Raw genomic sequence first — 16,560 nt, forward strand, 5'->3', positions numbered from 1 at the left:
GATGCAAGTGAGGGTGCCGGAAGCAATACGTTACAGGATGGTCCACCCCATGAAACACGTCGTCATCGTCGGAGGGGGCTTCGCCGGTCTTAACGCGGCCAAGAAACTTGGCGGCTTGCGCGACGTCCGCGTTACCCTGGTCGACCGGCAGAACTACCACCTGTTCCAGCCGCTGCTCTACCAGGTGGCCATGGCGGGCCTGTCGCCCGCCGACATTGCCACGCCCATACGGAGCGTGCTCGCCCGCTGCCGAAACATCTCGGTGCTTCAGGGATCGGTCGAGGGGGTCGACCTGCAGGCGCGGGCCGTATCGGCGGATTTCGGCCGGCTGGAGTTCGATTACCTGCTGCTCTGCTGCGGGTCGATGCCGAGTTACTTCGGCCACGGAGACTGGGAGGAAAACGCGCCCAGCCTGAAGACGATCCCGCAGGCCACGGAGATTCGCCGGCGCCTGCTAAGTGCTTTCGAAACGGCGGAACGGACCAACGATCCCGAAACTCGCCGTCAACTGCTGACCTTCGTCGTCATCGGCGGCGGGCCCACCGGCGTCGAGCTTGCGGGCGCCATAGGGGAAATGAGCCGGTTCACGCTCGCTCGGGACTTCCGCAACATCGACACCCGGCTTACGCGGGTCATCCTGATCGAGTCCGGTCCGCGCATCCTCTCGATGTTCTCCGAGCAGCAGGCGGCCCGGGCGGCCCGGGACCTGGAAAAGCTCGGCGTGCAGGTCTGGCCGAACACCCTGGCGACGGACATCGACGAACTCGGCGTGCAGGCGGGCCCGGAGCGCATTGCGTCCTCAACGGTGCTCTGGGCGGCGGGTGTACGGGGCGTTGAAGTCGCGGGCCTGATCGGCCGACCTGGACAACAACCGGAACGCGCTCAAACAAACCGCGGGAGCGGCGTCGAGACGGACCGGAGTGAAAGCGTGACGTTAGACCGCGGCGGCCGCGTGGTGGTCGATGAAGACTTGAGCATACCCGGCCACCCGAACGTGTTTGTCGCGGGCGATCAGGCCTGTTTCACCCACCAGACCGGCAATCCCCTTCCCGGCACGGCGCCCGTGGCGATCCAGCAGGGCCGGTTCGTGGCGCAAACGATATGCCGCGACCTCGCGGGCAAGCCGCGGGAGGCCTTCCTGTTCGTCGACCGGGGCCAGATGGCGACCATCGGACGCAGCCGCGCCGTCGCGGAAATCGGCAGGCTCAGGTTCTCCGGATGGATTGCGTGGATCACGTGGCTGGTAGTTCACGTCTATTTCCTCGTGGGTTTCAAGAACCGATTGCTCGTCGTGCTGCATTGGGCCTGGTCCTACGTGACGTTCCGGCGCGGCGCCCGGCTGATCGTCGAGCGCGAGTGGCGTTTCGGCGGGCGCGGTGGGCGCAAGGACAAGACCGTGCCCGCCCGGGACGAAACCAGGACGGACGGGGAGGTATGATGCCAGGGAACCACATCGCCATAGCCTTGCGGCACATGGTCCGGTACAGGGGTTACACGGCCATCAACGTCCTCGGTCTGGCCGTCGGGATGATATGCGCCATCCTGATCTTCCTTTACGTGCGCTACGAACTCAGCTACGACCGCTACCACGACAAGGCCGACCGCATCTACCGGATAGCGCTCAACGACAGTGCCCGGTCGCCCCGTGAACTGGGTCCGATGCTCCAGGCCGACTTCCCCGAAATCCAGCACTTCGCCCGGATGCTTCCCACGATCGGCACCTGGATCATGAAGCACGAAGACCGGATCTACTACGAAAAGAGCGTGTACTGGGTAAACAATGAACTGTTCGACGTCTTTACCTTTCCCCTCGTGAGAGGCGATCCGGATCACGCCCTCGAAGCGCCGTACACGGTGGTCATCAGCGAAGACACCGCCCGAAAATACTTTGGCGATGAAGATCCCATGGGGAAGACCATTATTGCCGACAACGGCTACATGCTGCTCACCGTATCCGGCGTCATGGAGAACATCCCGGAAAACGCCCATTTCCACGCCGACTTCCTGATTTCCCTGGCTTCGGCATACGACAAGTTCGAATGGAACAGGTCTGCGGGGATCTGGTTCTCCACGCTGTTCTACAACTACATCGTCTTGCCGGAAGGCCATCCACCGGAGGAGACCCAGCGTAAACTGCCCGGTTTCGTGGAGAGACACGTCGACGCGAGTTACCTGGAAGACCTCGACCGTTACGAATTGACGCTGCAGCCCGTCACCGACATCCACCTTTATTCCCATCTCGAGAACGAGCACGGCGCCAACACGGATGTGGCCTACGTGTACATCCTGATCGCCATCGGGCTGTTCATCCTGGTCATCGCCTCGGTGAATTATGTAAACCTGTCCACCGCACAGTTCGTGCACCGGGCACGCGAGATCGGCATGCGCAAAGTACTCGGCGCGTCCCGGGGACAGTTGATACGGCAGTGCCTGGGGGAATCGGTCCTGATGACCGTCATGGCCCTGTTGGTTGCCCTGGCGGCCGTCTATTTCATCGCACCGTATTTCGACGCACTGTTGGGCCAGCCGATCGCCTCGGCCCATGGGCTGCACCCCCTGTGGTGGCTCGCCCTGCCGATCACCGCGATCCTCATCGGGCTCCTGTCGGGCGCATACCCGGCCCTCGTGTTTTCCTCCGTGCGGGCCATTCCGGGGCTCAAGGAAGGACGGCCGTATCTGCCCGGCGGAGCGTGGTCCCGAAAGATCCTGGTCGTTTTTCAATTTGCCATTTCCACCGCGCTGATCATCGGCACCGGCATCCTGTTCAGCCAGTTGAACTTCATTCAGCACAAGAATCTGGGCTTCGAAAAGGACCAGGTGATCGTGATTCCGACGGTCGAACAAGTGGCGACAAACTACCAGCCGTGGAAGGATGCCCTGTTGCAGCACCCCCGTGTGGAGGGTGTGAGCCAGGCCATCACCCTGCCCGGCCTTTTCGGCACCGTCGGCCGGCCGTCGACGGGCACGATGCAGCGTGCAGAGGACCCGGACCACGTCAGGCATGCCGTCCATGGTTTCCAGGCCTCCGTGGACTTCGTGGAGACGATGGGCATGGAACTGCTCGCGGGCCGGTCCCATCGCGGGGCTTTCAGAAACGACACGGAGTGGGAGCACATCGTGATCAACGAGGCGGCGCTGCGCGTCCTGGGCTGGGAAAGGCCCGAAGAGGCCGTCGGGCAGCAGATCCGGTTCGCCAGTGGATACACGCACACGGTGGTCGGCGTGGTCCGGGACTTCCACTTTCGCACCCTGCACCAGGAAATCGAACCGCTGGTGCTCTTTCACGGCACCGGCCTTCACCTGGTGGTCCGGATCCGGCCGGAGGATATCAGGAGCACCCTGGATAACATAGAAGCGGCATGGTCGGATTTCTTCCCCGATTTCCCCTTTGCCTATACGTTTCTCGACGAAGACATCGACCAACTTTACAGAAACGAATTGCGTATCGGCTACTTCTTCGGCGTGTTCGCCCTGGTGGCGGTTTTCCTGACCGGCCTGGGTCTGGTCGCCCTGGTCTCGTTCACGGCCGAGCGGCGCACCCGGGAGGTCGGCATTCGAAAGGCGCTGGGTGCTTCCGCGCGCCGCCTGCTCGCCATGCTGTCCGCCGAATTCGTCGTTCTCGTGCTCGTGGCCAACATCGTTGCCTGGCCGGCGGCCTGGCTGATCATGGGGCGCTGGCTGGAGAACTTCGCCTATCGAATCGAGATGGGCTGGGGGATTTTCTTTGCTTCCGCCGGCGCCGCGCTGTTGATTTCGTTGGCCACCATCGGCTATCACGTGACCAGGGCCGTGCTGGCCAATCCCGCGGTAGTGCTGCGCAGTGAGTGACGCGAGCCTGTAGACCGCGTCGGCCGTCCCGGGGAACTGAGATTGCCTGCGACATAAGAGAAAAGAATGGTTCGAAGAGATGATGGAGGACAGGATGGAAGGCCCCATTGAATCTGCGCAGTCTTGGGACCCGGAACGCTACGCCCGCAACGCCCGGTTCGTCGCCGACCTGGGCATGCCGGTGGTCGAGTTGCTGGATCCGCAACCCGGTGAACGCATCCTGGACCTGGGATGCGGCGACGGCGCGCTGACGGCGAAACTCGTCGATATGGGCTGCAGCGTCGTCGGCGTGGACAGCAGTGCGGAGCAGATCGAGGCGGCGCGGAACCTGGGCCTCGAGGCCCACGTCACAGATGGGCATGCGCTGGATTTTGAAGGTGAATTCGACGCGGTGTTCAGCAACGCCGCCCTGCACTGGATGGGCCATCCCGACGAGGTGATCGCGGGCGTGCGCCGCGCGCTCAAGCCAGGCGGACGTTTCGTGGCCGAATGCGGCGGCCACGGGTGCGTGGACACCATCGTCAAAGCGCTTACCGGGGCGCTGAAACGTCGCGGCCTGTGGAAGGAGGGCATCAATCCCTGGTATTTCCCCACCGACGAAGAGTACCGGCGCCGGCTGGTCCGGAAGGGGTTCGACGTGCAATATATCGCGCTGATTCCCCGGCCCACCCCGCTGCCCGGCGATATCGGCGGCTGGCTCGAGACCTTCGCCGAAAGCTTCACGTCCCGGGTGCCGGTCGTTGATCGCCCGGAATTCCTCGACGAGGTCCGGGAAGCCATGCGGCCAAACCTGTGTGATGCGGACGGCGCATGGACGGCAGACTATATACGGTTGCGGTTTTCGGCAATGAAGGAGGGGTGAGGTAGGGGTGAAGTCGGGGTGAAGTGAAACAAGGTATGTAGACATTGTGCGGGTGAACGGTCCGTCGTACGATACCAACAACGTGAGAAAGGATGCTAGAATATGGCTCCCAAGAAGGCAGCATTAGATTCGGAAACGGTACATCGATTCGTTTACGACGCCCATAGCGATTTCGAGAGCGTCAAGGCATTGCTGGATAACGAGCCTGCGCTGGTCAATGCCTGCTGGGACTGGGGCGGCGGCGACTGGGAAACCGGGCTCGGGGCGGCCGCGCATATGGGGCGCAGGGACATCGCGGAATACCTGCTGCAGCATGGGGCGCGCATCGACCTCTATGCCGCGGCCATGTTGGGGAAGCTGAGCATCGTGCAGGCCGTTCTCGCCGACAATCTATCTGAAAAAGACAAGCCGGGTCCCCACGGGATTTCGCTTATGGCCCACGCGAGAAAGGGAGGAAAGGAAGCCGCGGAAGTCGTTAAGCTGCTGAGGTCCCTGGACAAGAAGCCGAAGTAAACGGAGAAATAGCGAATGCGGAGACCCATCCAAACCCATTCGACAGAGCGCGACGGCAAGCGTTACATCTGGTACACCGAACGGCTGTGGGAGCTGGCGAAGGATCTGCCGGAATACGATGCCGACGTCGAACGTTTCGAGGAGCTCGACCGGGACTGCTGGTTCGGCGAGGGCAGGACGCCGAACATACGAGAGGTGGCCGACCACTGCCGGCGAATCAACGAGGCCGACCCTCGAATCCCGGTGATCATAAACGACAACGGGCGACTGATGGACGGTGGTCATCGGCTTGCGCGGGCGCTGCTCGAGGGCAGGAAAACGGTCAAGGCGGTGCGGTTCGAAGAAATGCCGGAGCCGGATGAGATCGAGGAGTTGTAGTTTTCGAACCAGTCCTCTGCCAATTCACTCCATCTGCTCCATAGCCCGCGTTACCTGCTCCGCCAAAAACCGTGCAAATGGTTCAATGTCTTGATCAATGCTCGCGCTTTCGAGCGCGGCAAGGTAGTCGGTGCGATCCTGGACGTGAATGACCGTCCACGGGTAGCCGCCCGAGGCCAACATGACATTCATGACAAAACGTGCCATACGCCCGTTGCCGTCGGGATAGGGATGGATGTATCCGAACAGCCAGTGTCCCAGCACGACGCGCACTGAAGGCACAGTTTCATTCTCAAGCAAGTCGAACAAGGTTGGCATGGCGTCGCGGACGGCCTCGCTGCGTGGCGGTACATGACGTGATCCACGGAGAAACACGGCTTCGTTGCGATAACCGGCGAGAACCGAAGCTGTGATCAGTCCAGCGGCAACAGAAGGCTGGAACAACTCGCGATACCAGTCCCGATGGCCCTCTCGGACCAAGACACCTGGATTGGCAGCGTCGATCACTTCTCCGACTGCCTCGCGGACCAGCTGAAAGGCCTGCCAGTAACCACGCGCGGCAAGCGCATCGCGGCTTTGCCGGTCGGCTTCATTTACGTCTGGATCCCAATTTCCCGATCGAACTCTTTCAATCAGTTCCGGGGTCACAAAATAGCCTTCAATCGACAAAGAGTGATAAGCGTCGTTGTGGTAGATGCCATCGACAAAAGATAGATAAGCGCTCGGACCTTGAGGTAGTGCAGGAGCCTTCGGAAATGTCGCAATTACCGGCTCCCGAAAAGTCTCCCACAGGGATTGCAGTCGCATGGCAATCGGCTCCTGCGTCCTCTTTAACGCACCGAAAGCCTGGGCTGGCTCAAACGGGTCGGACTCGCGCACATCGTAACCGGCGATTTTCATGACTTTGAGCATCTCGTCAGCCATTGCTGTCCGTCCGATCCTGCGGTAGGCACCGGCAAGCCGACCGGCCACTGCTGAATGGCCGCCATCGAGAAGCCGGCCAAGCACGTCGCCCGCATCACGGACACCGGAAAGTACGATCTGAGCTTCAACCGGGTTGCGGACAAAGAACGCTTCGGTGACCTTGACAAGCGCGGCTTCGGGTACAAAGAGCTTAAGCCCGTCTCGCGTCGTGACGTCCTCGTCGGCCGGTTTGTCTTTTTGTTTGAGATCGTATAGCGACGTACCGAATAGCAACTCGACCGAGTTGTTGGTTCCTTTAGGCGTATAGATAATGATCTGCCGAGGGATGGCGGTACGTTCAGCATGAAGCAACAAGGATTGTTCGGGGGAAAGATTCCAGGCGTCGCCGAATCGTGCTGTGCAGTATGAAACGCAGAATTCCCAGAACGAGGCGTACCACGAAGTCGTATCACCCGGAGAAGCATCGGGATTGGACGAGATCAGCCAGTCCTTCATGACCTCCTGAATGTAACCGTTTTTTAGCAGGCGTTCGCGGTGGACGCGCGTAAGTTCGGTGGATCGGAAAACCCGTCTTCCTCCCTTCTGGAGTTTTTCGAGCTGTGCCAGCGACGTGGCGAGTTTTTCGTTGGGTTTGGCCATGCTGGAATACCGCAGACTCTTGCAGGATCAAGTGGCTGTGCAATCACAAGTATATAATGACGTGCAATCACAAGTCAACAATGTTGTGAGATTACAAGTCTTTAATGCTTCGCACGGCACCTACCCCATCCGCAGGCCCCGGTCTTCAAGCGGCAAATCGACCCGCACGTTGCCCAGGCGGTGGGATTCCCTTAAGGCAATGGCGATTTCGAGGGCTTCGCGGCCGAACTCGCCCGGGCAAATTGTCTCCTTTCCCGCTTCAATGGATCGGCAGACACCCTCTATCGCATCGACCATGGAACTCCGGGGATGCCAGGGCCCGGGCAGGTGAGTCTGGGCAGGCGCGCCAGTTACTGGATTAGGCGCCCACAACTCGAACTGTGCGTGGGAGTTTCGGGAAACGATACGGCCGGTTTCGCCGATGAACTCGAGGGACCAGGAGTAGACATGCGATTCGGACCGGGAATTCAGGATCGTGCGAATCCCGTTTTCGTACACGACGATCCCCGATCCCGGGATATCGGCATTGGTTCGCGCCTGCTCGTCCGTGTCGATCAGGCCGACGACCCACTGCGCGGGGGCACCGGCGAAGAGCCGCAGCAGGGCCAGGGTGTGGCTTTGGATGTTGGACAGCGTCGACGGGCTGTGGCAGACCATGGTCTTCAGGGGACCGATGGCGCCTTCGGCGATGAGCCTGCGTGCCGTCGTATAGTAGCCGTACCAGTTGAGATGGCAGGCCATGGCGAGGATGACGCCGTGCCTCGCGCAGGCTTCGATCATGGCATCGGCCTCGGCCAGCGTGCGGCACATGGGCTTCGTGGCGAAGATGGCCTTCACGCCCAGTTCGGCCAGTCCCAACGTGATCTCCGCGCGCGGCTTGGGCCGGGTGGTCAGGCAGACCACGTCGATCGCTTCCTTCTCAACCATCTCGCGGTAGTCGGTGTACAGGGCCGCACATTCCCAGCGCCGCCTGAAATCCGCGAGCTTGGCGGGGTCTTCATCCGCGGCGGCCACGAGATCGATCCCCCGGGCTTCGATCATGGCCGGTGCGTGCGCCCATGGCCACGGGTAGTGGGGCTGACCGACGTGCTCGTCGTCGATGGTGCTGCCCATCCTCCCGCAACCGACCACGGCGCCGCGATAGGTATGCTCCGGTGCGGTGGCTCGCACGGTTTGAAAGGCTTCGTCTCCGGAGTCCGTCAACGGGGTTCTCCCATAACGTAATCAGCGGTCCACCTGATGGTCGTCGGAAATCCGAAGATGACCCTCAACCCGACCCAGGCGGGTATTCACCCCATCCATGCGGGTGTTCACCCGATCCAGGCGGGTGTTTATATCGTGTATTTCGGTCCGAACCTCTGAAAACTTGATGTTCATTTCGGTCCGTAGTCCTTTGATATCCTCCCGCAAAATCCCGATGTCCTCCCGCAGTACATTCGTCGAACGCCCCAGGAAGGTCAGTATCGCCACGACGAGGACGCCGACGGCCGTGGTTCCCTGAATGAATATGCCGATGGTTTCCATGGTCAGGTCCTTTCATTGAGGTTGAATGAGCACTCCGCTTAATGGATTAGTGTGCGTCGTCTCACCAAACCTCGTAACTGAACTTCTCCTGACCTGGATGGGTTGCGTGACCTGGATGGAACACAGGTTCTGGCACGGGCGCGTATAGTGACTATTTCGATCCACCGAAGTCCGCTACAGGGAAAACGTCATACCTGCGCCAAGCCGAAGCCCGCTTAGTGTGATCGAACGATTCGAATCCTGGTCGTCGCCGCTCATGCGATGGTACTTCAAATCCAGTCGAACGCCAAGAAGCCCGGTATCGTTGGCGAAAAACCATACGTCGCATCCCCCGCCGACGAACCCTCCGATCGACGTGCTCCTGTGGGCCATTAACCTCGGCGGGCGTTCGATGTTTCCCAGGAGGACGCTCGGGAAACTCGCGTTATAGCGACCCGCCCCGGCCTGCAGATACATTCGGGTTGTCCGCGAGACCATGGTGGAGGTTTCTGCAAAGAAGGACAGTGCCGAAATGTGCGCACCCGATACCCTGGGGGTGTGGTCCAGGTTGTTCAACGTGAATTCGGCATGGGGCGTAACCATGAACTGCGACCAACTGGCGCCCACCCAGAGTAAACCCGTTATACGGACCGAAACGCCCAGGTCGCCGCCCAGATAGGACCTGGCCGCCATCTTGAGATTCGGCAGCGGCACGCGGGCCTGGTTGGCACCGGTTGGCGCCAGTCTCGTGGCCTCCAGGCCCAGTTCGCCGAACTGTGCCATCCAGTTTCCGGTATACCACACCGCCAATCGCGCGTCCTTCGAACGGGTAACGAACCGGGCGGACCGTTCTGTTTCGTTCCGGTATATGGCGTCGGCCAGGTACTGCCGGATGCTGCCGGCGTTCGGACGGTAGAATTCCTCGTAACCGATCTGGTTCGGCCTTATCTCGATCAACATCATGAACAGGTCTGCTGCTTCACCGTATGTTCCCTGGTTGAAGAGTTCAACCGCACTATCGTAAATCGCCTGCAGCTTTGCGATCTCCGACGCGACGTAGGCCGCTTTTTGGCTTTGGGCCAGCAGGTAGTTGTTGCGGGCTGCCTGCTCATCACCCCGCTCAAGAAATGCCAGGAACGTAAGGAAGGAGGATTCCCCTGCGGGTCCGGCCTTTTCCTGCGTGAACTCATCCCGTTTCCGGGCGGCTTCGTCCAGGTCTATGCCGTAGGCCGCGCTCGCCTGTGGGTGGTCCGGATCTATTTCGAGGCATTTCCGGTAGTATTCTGCGGCGGTCTCCCCATCCTCCCGCAACGCCGCAAACACGGCCTGCTGGTACAGGTATTCCGCCAACGCCAGGCGCACGTTCTCCCAGTTGTCCCATTCCTCCAGGTATCTGCCGGCGGAATAGGGCGACCGGGCGTCGACTTCTTCGGAGGTCGGCTGACGTTCCAACAGGTGCCAGAGATCATAGTACGCGTTGAGCAGCGCTTCCGGCGAGTCCGCCTGGGCCTGCGCGGCCTGGCCCTGTACGGCCCCTGCGGCCTGCGGGACCTGTGTGGTCCGCGGGTCCTGCGCGGCCTGCGTGTTCCAGCACAGACTGGCCATGCAGCATACCGCTATAACTCGAATCACAATCCGCTACCTCCCGCATGAGGCGGTGAGGGTTCATTCCGTGGTCCGGTGCAGCGCAGTACCGTCATATCAGTTCGACCGGTTTTCCGTGCGGGGTGTTGAGATACGCCCTTTGCCACGCGTCCTTGCGGTCCGACGCCTCCTCCTGCGACACGAGCCCGCGCTCTCTGCAGAGGCGCTCAAGGGCCCGGAGCCAGTGCTTGTAATAGGTATCACCCAGGTCGGGATCGCCCTCACGCTGTGCCGCGCGTATCTCCTCGCTCAGCGTGGCGGTCCACTCGTCCCACGTGAAGAAACCCTGGGCGGAGAGCCGCACCGTGATCGCAAACGCCGATGCCTCCCATGGCGCGGCGAACACCGGCGAGCCATCGTCCCCCATCGGGATGTCCCCCATCGGGATGTCCCCCGGCCCATTCGTACCGCCGGACAGTTGCGGGTCGGTCATGGTGCAGGCTCCAGGTACGTCTCCCAGAGGTCGACGTATACGGCGCTGTTCGCGTTGGCCGATTCCCCCCACAAATCACGGCTCTCGAAGCGTACGTTGTAGAGGTGCCTACCCTCTTCCACGCCCTGGGCGCTCAGGTCCGGATACACCTGCGATCCGTAGTGCTCAAGCACGATCCCCGTGTGGCCTCGAACATAGTCCGGTACCCGGGTGTGCCCGGTTGGATAGCAATTGATCGCGTGCACACGGTCACCCGGAGAGAACCGGGGCGATGAGGACGCAGGCCGGGCGTAGCTCGTAGTCATGTAAGGGGCCGCACGCACCTGTTCGGCATGCGCAACCTTCTCCATGATGTGCTCCGGTACGGGGGCCGTTGCCCTGCCCGTCCGCAGTTCCTCCTTCGAAACGAGACCGGACCTGACCAGTTGCTGCCTGATCCCCGCGAACCAATTCTCATAGTAGGAGTTGGCGAGATAGTCGGCGGGAGGCAACTGTTCCCTGTTGTGGCGTGACATGTCGATGTTCCACAGTCCCAGAAGTCCTATGAGCCGGACGATTCCGTACACCCGGCCCTCCCATTCTTCGTGGAAGACCGGCTCCTCGGACTCCGGTTCCGGCCGCACCGGCCCGAACCCCCGCATCCCGCCCATATCGTGTACACCGCTCATGCTTTGCGGACCTCCGATTCCGGACGGCGCGCCTCTTCGACCCCGATCATGGCGTTGCGGGTTACGAGTTCCATGAGTTCTTCCTCACTCCATCCCTCCGTGCCTTCGGGACGCTGCGGCAGCACGAGGTAGCGCATTTCGGAAGTGGAATCCCACACGCGCACCTCTTTCCGCTCGGCAACCTCCGTACCGAACTGTGCCATCACGCCGCGCGGATCCACGACGGCCTTTGCTCTGTAGGGCGCCGACTTGTACCAGACGGGGGGCAGGCCGAGGAGCGGCCACGGGTAGCAGGAGCAGAGCGTACAGACCACGAGGTTTTGCACGTCGTCCGTGTTCTCCACGACACGCATCTGCTCGCCCTGCGCCCCTACGTAGCCCATCGATGCGATGGCGGCATTCGGATCGTCAAGCAGCCGGCGTTTGAACGCTTCATCCGTCCATGCACGCGCCACGACGTGTTTCCCGTTCGCCGGGCCGATCTTGTCCTGGTACAGGTCGATGAGTGCGTCCAGCGCTTCCGGATCGACGAGGCCTTTCTCCACAAGCAGCGATTCGAGCGATTTCACGCGCAACTCGATATCCGGGGGCGGGTCCGTGTGGTCTTGATCGTGCCGGTGGTCGTTGGGCATGCGGTACTTCTTTACTATCGCTTTTACAATCGCTCGCCGCGGAAGTGGCTTACGCGCCGTCCTGCCCGATCAGCAGTTCGAGCGGCTGCTCGAGGATTTCCCTGAGGTGGGAGAGGAAGCGGCCGGCGACCGCGCCGTCGATGAGCCGGTGGTCGGAGGACAGGGTTATCGACATCATGGCCTTGATTTCGACCTTTCCGTCCACCACGACCGGGGTGTCCTTGACCCGCCCCACGGCGAGAATGGCCGCTTCCGGCGGGTTGATGATGGCGGTGAACTGGTCCACGCCGTACATGCCGAGATTGGAGATGGTGAAGGTGCCGTAGCCGTAGTCTTCGGGACCCAGGCCCTTTCCGCGGGCCTTCTCGCCCAGATACCGGGTCGTCGCGGCGATGTCGAAGACCGATTTCTGATCGGCGGCTGCCACCACGGGCACGACCAGTCCGTCATCGAGGGCGACGGCGAAGCCCACGTTCACGTCGGCGTATTCCACGACCTCCCCGCCCTCGAGGGAGGCGTTGACGGCCGGAAAGGACCGCAAGGCGATGCCGGCGGCCTTGATGATCAGGTCGTTCACGGAAACCCTGGCCAGGCCGCGCTTCTCACCATAGGCGATAAGTTGTTCGCGAAGCCCGGTTAGGCGGGACATGTCCACGTCCATGGTGAGGTAGAAGTGGGGAACGGTCGACGCGCTTTCGGCCAGTCGCGTCGCGGCGACCTTGCGCAGTCCGCTGAGCGGGGCGCGGCGCTGGACGCGTTTCGAACCCGGGCCGGCACCGCGTCCGGGGGCCGGGGCGGGAGCCGGGGCCGGCGCGGGAGCCGGGGCCGGCGCGGGGGCCGCTGCGGCGGTCCGGGCGGCGAAGGCCTCCACGTCTGAGAATACGATCCGCCCTCCGGGGCCCGTCCCCGCGATGTGCTCGATGGCGATGCCGAGGTCGCGGGCGTATCGCCGCGCCTTCGGGGAAATCTTCACGCGGCCGGATGGTCCGGGCGTTGCGGCGCCGGCGGCCGCAGCATCATCCTGGCCACCTGTGGTGCCGTCCGCTGCGCCGTCGGTTGGGGTGGCCGCTGTACCGGCCGTTGTGCCGTTGGTTGCCGCGTCGCCGTCGCCGGGGGCACTCGTGTCGACCGCTTCAGCAATGGCCTCGCCCGCTTCGCCGATGTAACCGATGACCTGCTGAATGGGCACGTCGTCGCCCGGGCCGTGCAGAATCTTGAGCAGCGTACCGGAAGCCTTGGCCTCCACCTCCATCACGCTCTTGTCCGTTTCGACGTTGAAGAGCACCTCGCCTTCCGCGACGGAATCGCCTTCCTCTTTCATCCACTCCACGATGATTCCGGATTCCATGGTCATGCCGAGAACGGGCATGATGATTTCAGTGGCCATTACGGGCTCCCCGGGGTATTCTGCAACACACGGACCAGTTCGGTTTGCGTCGTGCTAAACCCTATGTATGTAACTGACTTACAACGCGGTCAAAAGTGCGTAGAGCATACACTTCCATGTGGTTGGCGTCAAGCATTTTTTGATTGACTTGGACCGTCGCAAAGGGATAGATTCACCCCGATTCTGCATTCGAAAATCGTGGGAGGAAAACCGTCCCGAGGTACGGCATCTTCTCCGCGGAACGAATGTATGAACAGGTGCTCGGAACGCCTTGATCGGAGGCCCTGTTCAGCTGTTGTTCACCTACCTGCGTGGAGGATCCAAGCCACATGGAAATCAAAGTCGATCGATACACGAAAGTGGTGTTGACGCTGATCGCCGTCGGCCTGCTGGCAAATGTATTCAAGGATGAACTGTCCAGCGTGTCCACGCCGTTGAATCCCCGGCCGGTCATGGCCAAGAACATCGTCATGGGATCCACGATCACGAATATGGGACAGCGTTTCATCACGGCCAGCCCCGACGGGAAGACCGTCTACACCTGGTTCCGGGAAGAGGACCAGCAATGGTACGATCGCGACAAGGTGTATTTCATAGACGCCGCACACGCGGACGATTGATGAACGGGTCGCGGGTCAAGCATTCTCTGAATAGCGGGCCGCGGGCGACGGTCCCGCAGACCCGATGATTACGGGTCTCGTTCTCGCCGCCGGCCGGTCCGAGCGCATGGGGACGCCGAAACAGCTGCTGCCCTTCGGCGGCGTCACGCTGATCGAACACGTGGTCCGCACGCTGACGCGTTCGCGCCTGGGAAAGGACGTAGTCGTCGTGCTGGGCGACCGCGCCATGGACATCGTAAAGCGGATCTCGGGGCTGCCGGTCCGCCTCGCGTACAACCCGGACCCGGAAGGCGACATGGTCTCGTCGATCCGATGCGGCCTGGCGTACATCGAACCCGATCAGGCCATCATGATCGCCCTCGGCGATCAGCCCCTGGTCACGACCGGGATCGTGAACCGTTTGTTCGACGAATACGAGGGGCGACCTGAGGGCATGGTACTCCCTGTGCACGACGGGAAGCGGGGACATCCCATGATCCTGTCGCCCGCGTACCGCGAGGAAATCCTGTTCGAATCCATGCCGGGCGGATTGAAGGCGCTTCGCGACCGGCACTCAGGCAGCGTCCGCACGGTACCGGTGGACACGGATGCGGTACTCGTCGACCTGGACTACCGAAGCGATTACGAAGAGGCTCTGCGAAGATGGAAAGAGGATTCCGAATCCGGTGAGTGCTAACGTACTCGTTACCCGGCGCATTCCCGACGAATCCATCCGGATGCTGGATGCGGCCTGCGGCGTGGTGGACGTCAACCCCCATGACCGGGCGATGACCCGCGGGGAATTCCTCGAGGCGGTCCGTGGGCGCGATGGGCTGCTCTGCCTGCTGACCGAGGACATTGACGACGAGGTCCTGGACATCGCTCCGGGCCTGAAGGGCATAGCCATGTACGCGGTCGGGTACAACAACGTCGACGTGGACGCCTGCACGCGGCGCGGCATTCCGGTGTCCAACACGCCGGGCGTGCTGACCGACACGACCGCCGATGTCGCCTGGGCCCTGATATTCGCCACGGCCCGCCGGGTCGCGGAAGGCGACCGGTTTGTGCGGGAGGGACGCTTTGTGGGATGGGGTCCCCTGCTGATGCTGGGCAGCGATGTCACGGGCAAGACGCTGGGCATCATCGGCGGGGGACGCATCGGCACGGCAACGGCCCGGCGAGCGGCCGGTTTTTCCATGCCCGTCGTCTATACGAGCCGCAGGCGCAACGCGACCATCGAATGCACGGGCGCAAGGTATCTCCCGCTGGACGACCTGCTCCGGGAATCGGATTTCGTGTCGCTGCACGTGCCGCTCACGTCCGAGACTACCCACCTCATCGGCGAACGCGAACTGGACCTGATGAAGCCCACGGCCTACCTCATCAATACGACCCGCGGACCCGTGGTCGACGAGAAGGCCCTGGTACGGGCACTGCGCGAAGGCGCTATCGCCGGCGCCGGACTCGACGTCTTCGAGCGGGAGCCGGAACTGGAACCGGGCCTGGCGGACCTGGAGAACGCGGTCCTGCTGCCCCACGTCGGCAGCGGGACGGTCGCCACGCGCATCAAGATGGGCAACACGGCCGCGGCCAACCTGATCGCCATGGTCAGCGGGGAGGACCCGCCGAACTGTGTGAACCCGGAATGGAAGCGATATAAACCCTCAACACCATCTGAATGATCTGATACAGGAGCCGGATATGAAGCTTGTGACCTTTGGAGAAAGCGGACAGGAACGGATTGGTGCCGTCGTCGGCGACGAGATCGTAGATCTGGGGTCCGCCGACGCATCGCTGCCCGGCACCGTGCTGGGCGTGCTGGAAGCGGACGCCGTCGGAGCGGTCGCCCGTGCGGTGGAGAGCGGCGCCGGTACGCGGACGCCCCTGGAAGGCGCGCGGCTGGCGTCTCCCCTACCCCGTCCGCCCAAGATCGTGTGCGTCGGGCTCAACTACCTCGATCACGCGACGGAGCAGAACGTGCCGCTGCCCGAACACCCGCTGCTCTTCTCCAAGGCCACCTCGTCCGTGGTGGGTCCCTGCGACGACGTGGTGCTGCCGGCGGAAAGCGAGCAGGTGGACTACGAGGTGGAGCTCGCCGTGGTCATCGGCAAAACCGCCACTGCCGTGTCCGAAGCGGACGCCTACGACTACATCGCCGGGTACACCGTGGCCAACGACGTCAGCGCCCGCGACATCCAGTTCCGGCAGCAGCAGTGGCACCAGGGCAAAAGCTACGACACGTTCTGTCCCATGGGCCCGTGGCTGGTGACGAAGGACGAGATCCCCGATCCGAACGCGCTCGCCGTGAAACTGACGCTGAACGGGACGGTGCTGCAGGACAGCAACACGGACAACCTCATCTTCGACGTGCCCACGCTGGTATCGCGCATATCGAGCGCCATGACCCTGCTGCCTGGCGACGTGATCTCGACCGGTACGCCCGCGGGCGTGGGCGTGTTCCGCGATCCGAAGATCCTGCTCAAGGACGGCGACTACATGGAAACCTGGGTGGAAGGCATCGGCACGCTGAAGAACCACGTGCGATAGAGG

Annotated in this window: 16 protein-coding genes and 1 pseudogene; 10 read left to right on the forward strand and 7 right to left on the reverse strand. The window is 62.2% G+C overall.

What is annotated here, in order from left to right:
• The first annotated feature begins 49 nt into the window (after positions 1 to 49).
• The 5 genes from F4Y38_07960 (at position 50) to F4Y38_07980 (ending at position 5,581) form a co-directional block, all read left to right on the forward strand.
• Positions 50 to 1,438, forward strand: a complete 1,389-nt coding sequence (locus F4Y38_07960; GenBank protein MXY49224.1) for an NAD(P)/FAD-dependent oxidoreductase — start codon at positions 50 to 52, stop codon at positions 1,436 to 1,438.
• Positions 1,435 to 3,828 carry an FtsX-like permease family protein gene (locus F4Y38_07965; protein ID MXY49225.1) on the forward strand — a complete coding sequence of 798 codons (2,394 nt, stop codon included), beginning with the start codon at positions 1,435 to 1,437 and terminating at the stop codon, positions 3,826 to 3,828. Before F4Y38_07960 ends, F4Y38_07965 begins: the two co-directional genes overlap by 4 nt.
• Positions 3,829 to 3,922: 94 nt before the next feature.
• A complete protein-coding gene (locus tag F4Y38_07970; GenBank protein ID MXY49226.1) occupies positions 3,923 to 4,690 on the forward strand; it encodes a methyltransferase domain-containing protein in 768 nt (255 codons plus the stop codon).
• Between the two features lie 102 nt (positions 4,691 to 4,792).
• Positions 4,793 to 5,203, forward strand: a complete 411-nt coding sequence (locus F4Y38_07975; protein MXY49227.1) for an ankyrin repeat domain-containing protein — start codon at positions 4,793 to 4,795, stop codon at positions 5,201 to 5,203.
• 15 nt (positions 5,204 to 5,218) lie between these two features.
• Positions 5,219 to 5,581 (forward strand): chromosome partitioning protein ParB, encoded by a 363-nt coding sequence (locus F4Y38_07980; GenBank protein MXY49228.1) that lies wholly within the window; start codon positions 5,219 to 5,221, stop codon positions 5,579 to 5,581.
• A gap of 24 nt (positions 5,582 to 5,605) precedes the next feature.
• On the opposite strand, the gene F4Y38_07985 is transcribed toward F4Y38_07980, so the two are convergent.
• The 3 genes from F4Y38_07985 to F4Y38_07995 all read right to left on the reverse strand — a co-directional run bounded on the left by F4Y38_07985 (position 5,606) and on the right by F4Y38_07995 (position 8,668).
• Entirely contained in the window at positions 5,606 to 7,144 is a 1,539-nt protein-coding gene (locus F4Y38_07985; GenBank protein ID MXY49229.1) for a Fic family protein, read from the reverse strand.
• Positions 7,145 to 7,264: 120 nt separating this feature from the next.
• Entirely contained in the window at positions 7,265 to 8,347 is a 1,083-nt protein-coding gene (locus tag F4Y38_07990) for a Gfo/Idh/MocA family oxidoreductase (protein ID MXY49230.1), read from the reverse strand.
• A 21-nt stretch (positions 8,348 to 8,368) separates the two neighbouring features.
• Entirely contained in the window at positions 8,369 to 8,668 is a 300-nt protein-coding gene (locus F4Y38_07995) for a hypothetical protein (GenBank protein ID MXY49231.1), read from the reverse strand.
• Between the two features lie 1,481 nt (positions 8,669 to 10,149).
• Between F4Y38_07995 and F4Y38_08000 the strand changes: the two are divergent.
• Positions 10,150 to 10,230, forward strand: a pseudogene (locus F4Y38_08000) (collagen-like protein).
• Positions 10,231 to 10,343: 113 nt separating this feature from the next.
• Here the strand turns inward: F4Y38_08000 and F4Y38_08005 are convergent.
• From F4Y38_08005 to F4Y38_08020, 4 genes are read right to left on the reverse strand one after another with little or no spacing between them, the layout of a single operon-like run.
• Positions 10,344 to 10,724, reverse strand: a complete 381-nt coding sequence (locus F4Y38_08005) for a nitrile hydratase accessory protein (GenBank protein ID MXY49232.1) — start codon at positions 10,722 to 10,724, stop codon at positions 10,344 to 10,346.
• A complete protein-coding gene (nthB, locus tag F4Y38_08010) occupies positions 10,721 to 11,392 on the reverse strand; it encodes a nitrile hydratase subunit beta (GenBank protein ID MXY49233.1) in 672 nt (223 codons plus the stop codon). Before nthB ends, F4Y38_08005 begins: the two co-directional genes overlap by 4 nt.
• Entirely contained in the window at positions 11,389 to 12,024 is a 636-nt protein-coding gene (gene nthA, locus F4Y38_08015; protein MXY49234.1) for a nitrile hydratase subunit alpha, read from the reverse strand. Before nthA ends, nthB begins: the two co-directional genes overlap by 4 nt.
• 49 nt (positions 12,025 to 12,073) lie before the next feature.
• Positions 12,074 to 13,411 carry a 2-oxo acid dehydrogenase subunit E2 gene (locus F4Y38_08020; GenBank protein MXY49235.1) on the reverse strand — a complete coding sequence of 446 codons (1,338 nt, stop codon included), beginning with the start codon at positions 13,409 to 13,411 and terminating at the stop codon, positions 12,074 to 12,076.
• Between the two features lie 329 nt (positions 13,412 to 13,740).
• Between F4Y38_08020 and F4Y38_08025 the strand changes: the two genes are divergently transcribed.
• From F4Y38_08025 to F4Y38_08040, 4 genes are all read left to right on the forward strand, one after another.
• Positions 13,741 to 14,031: a hypothetical protein gene (locus F4Y38_08025; protein MXY49236.1), complete on the forward strand. Its 291-nt coding sequence runs from the start codon at positions 13,741 to 13,743 to the stop codon at positions 14,029 to 14,031.
• A gap of 64 nt (positions 14,032 to 14,095) precedes the next feature.
• Positions 14,096 to 14,707, forward strand: coding sequence for a nucleotidyltransferase family protein (locus F4Y38_08030; GenBank protein ID MXY49237.1), 612 nt, complete (start codon positions 14,096 to 14,098; stop codon positions 14,705 to 14,707).
• The gene (locus F4Y38_08035) at positions 14,619 to 15,692 is read left to right on the forward strand and encodes a D-glycerate dehydrogenase (protein ID MXY49238.1); all 1,074 of its coding nucleotides are present in this window, start codon (positions 14,619 to 14,621) and stop codon (positions 15,690 to 15,692) included. The genes F4Y38_08030 and F4Y38_08035 overlap by 89 nt, the downstream gene beginning before the upstream one ends.
• A 19-nt stretch (positions 15,693 to 15,711) precedes the next feature.
• On the forward strand, positions 15,712 to 16,557 hold the full coding sequence (locus F4Y38_08040; protein MXY49239.1) for a fumarylacetoacetate hydrolase family protein: 846 nt from the start codon (positions 15,712 to 15,714) through the stop codon (positions 16,555 to 16,557).
• Positions 16,558 to 16,560: the final 3 nt, after the last annotated feature.

This window comes from Gemmatimonadota bacterium, from assembly GCA_009838645.1.
In the GTDB taxonomy this organism is placed as follows: domain Bacteria; phylum JAAXHH01; class JAAXHH01; order JAAXHH01; family JAAXHH01; genus JAAXHH01.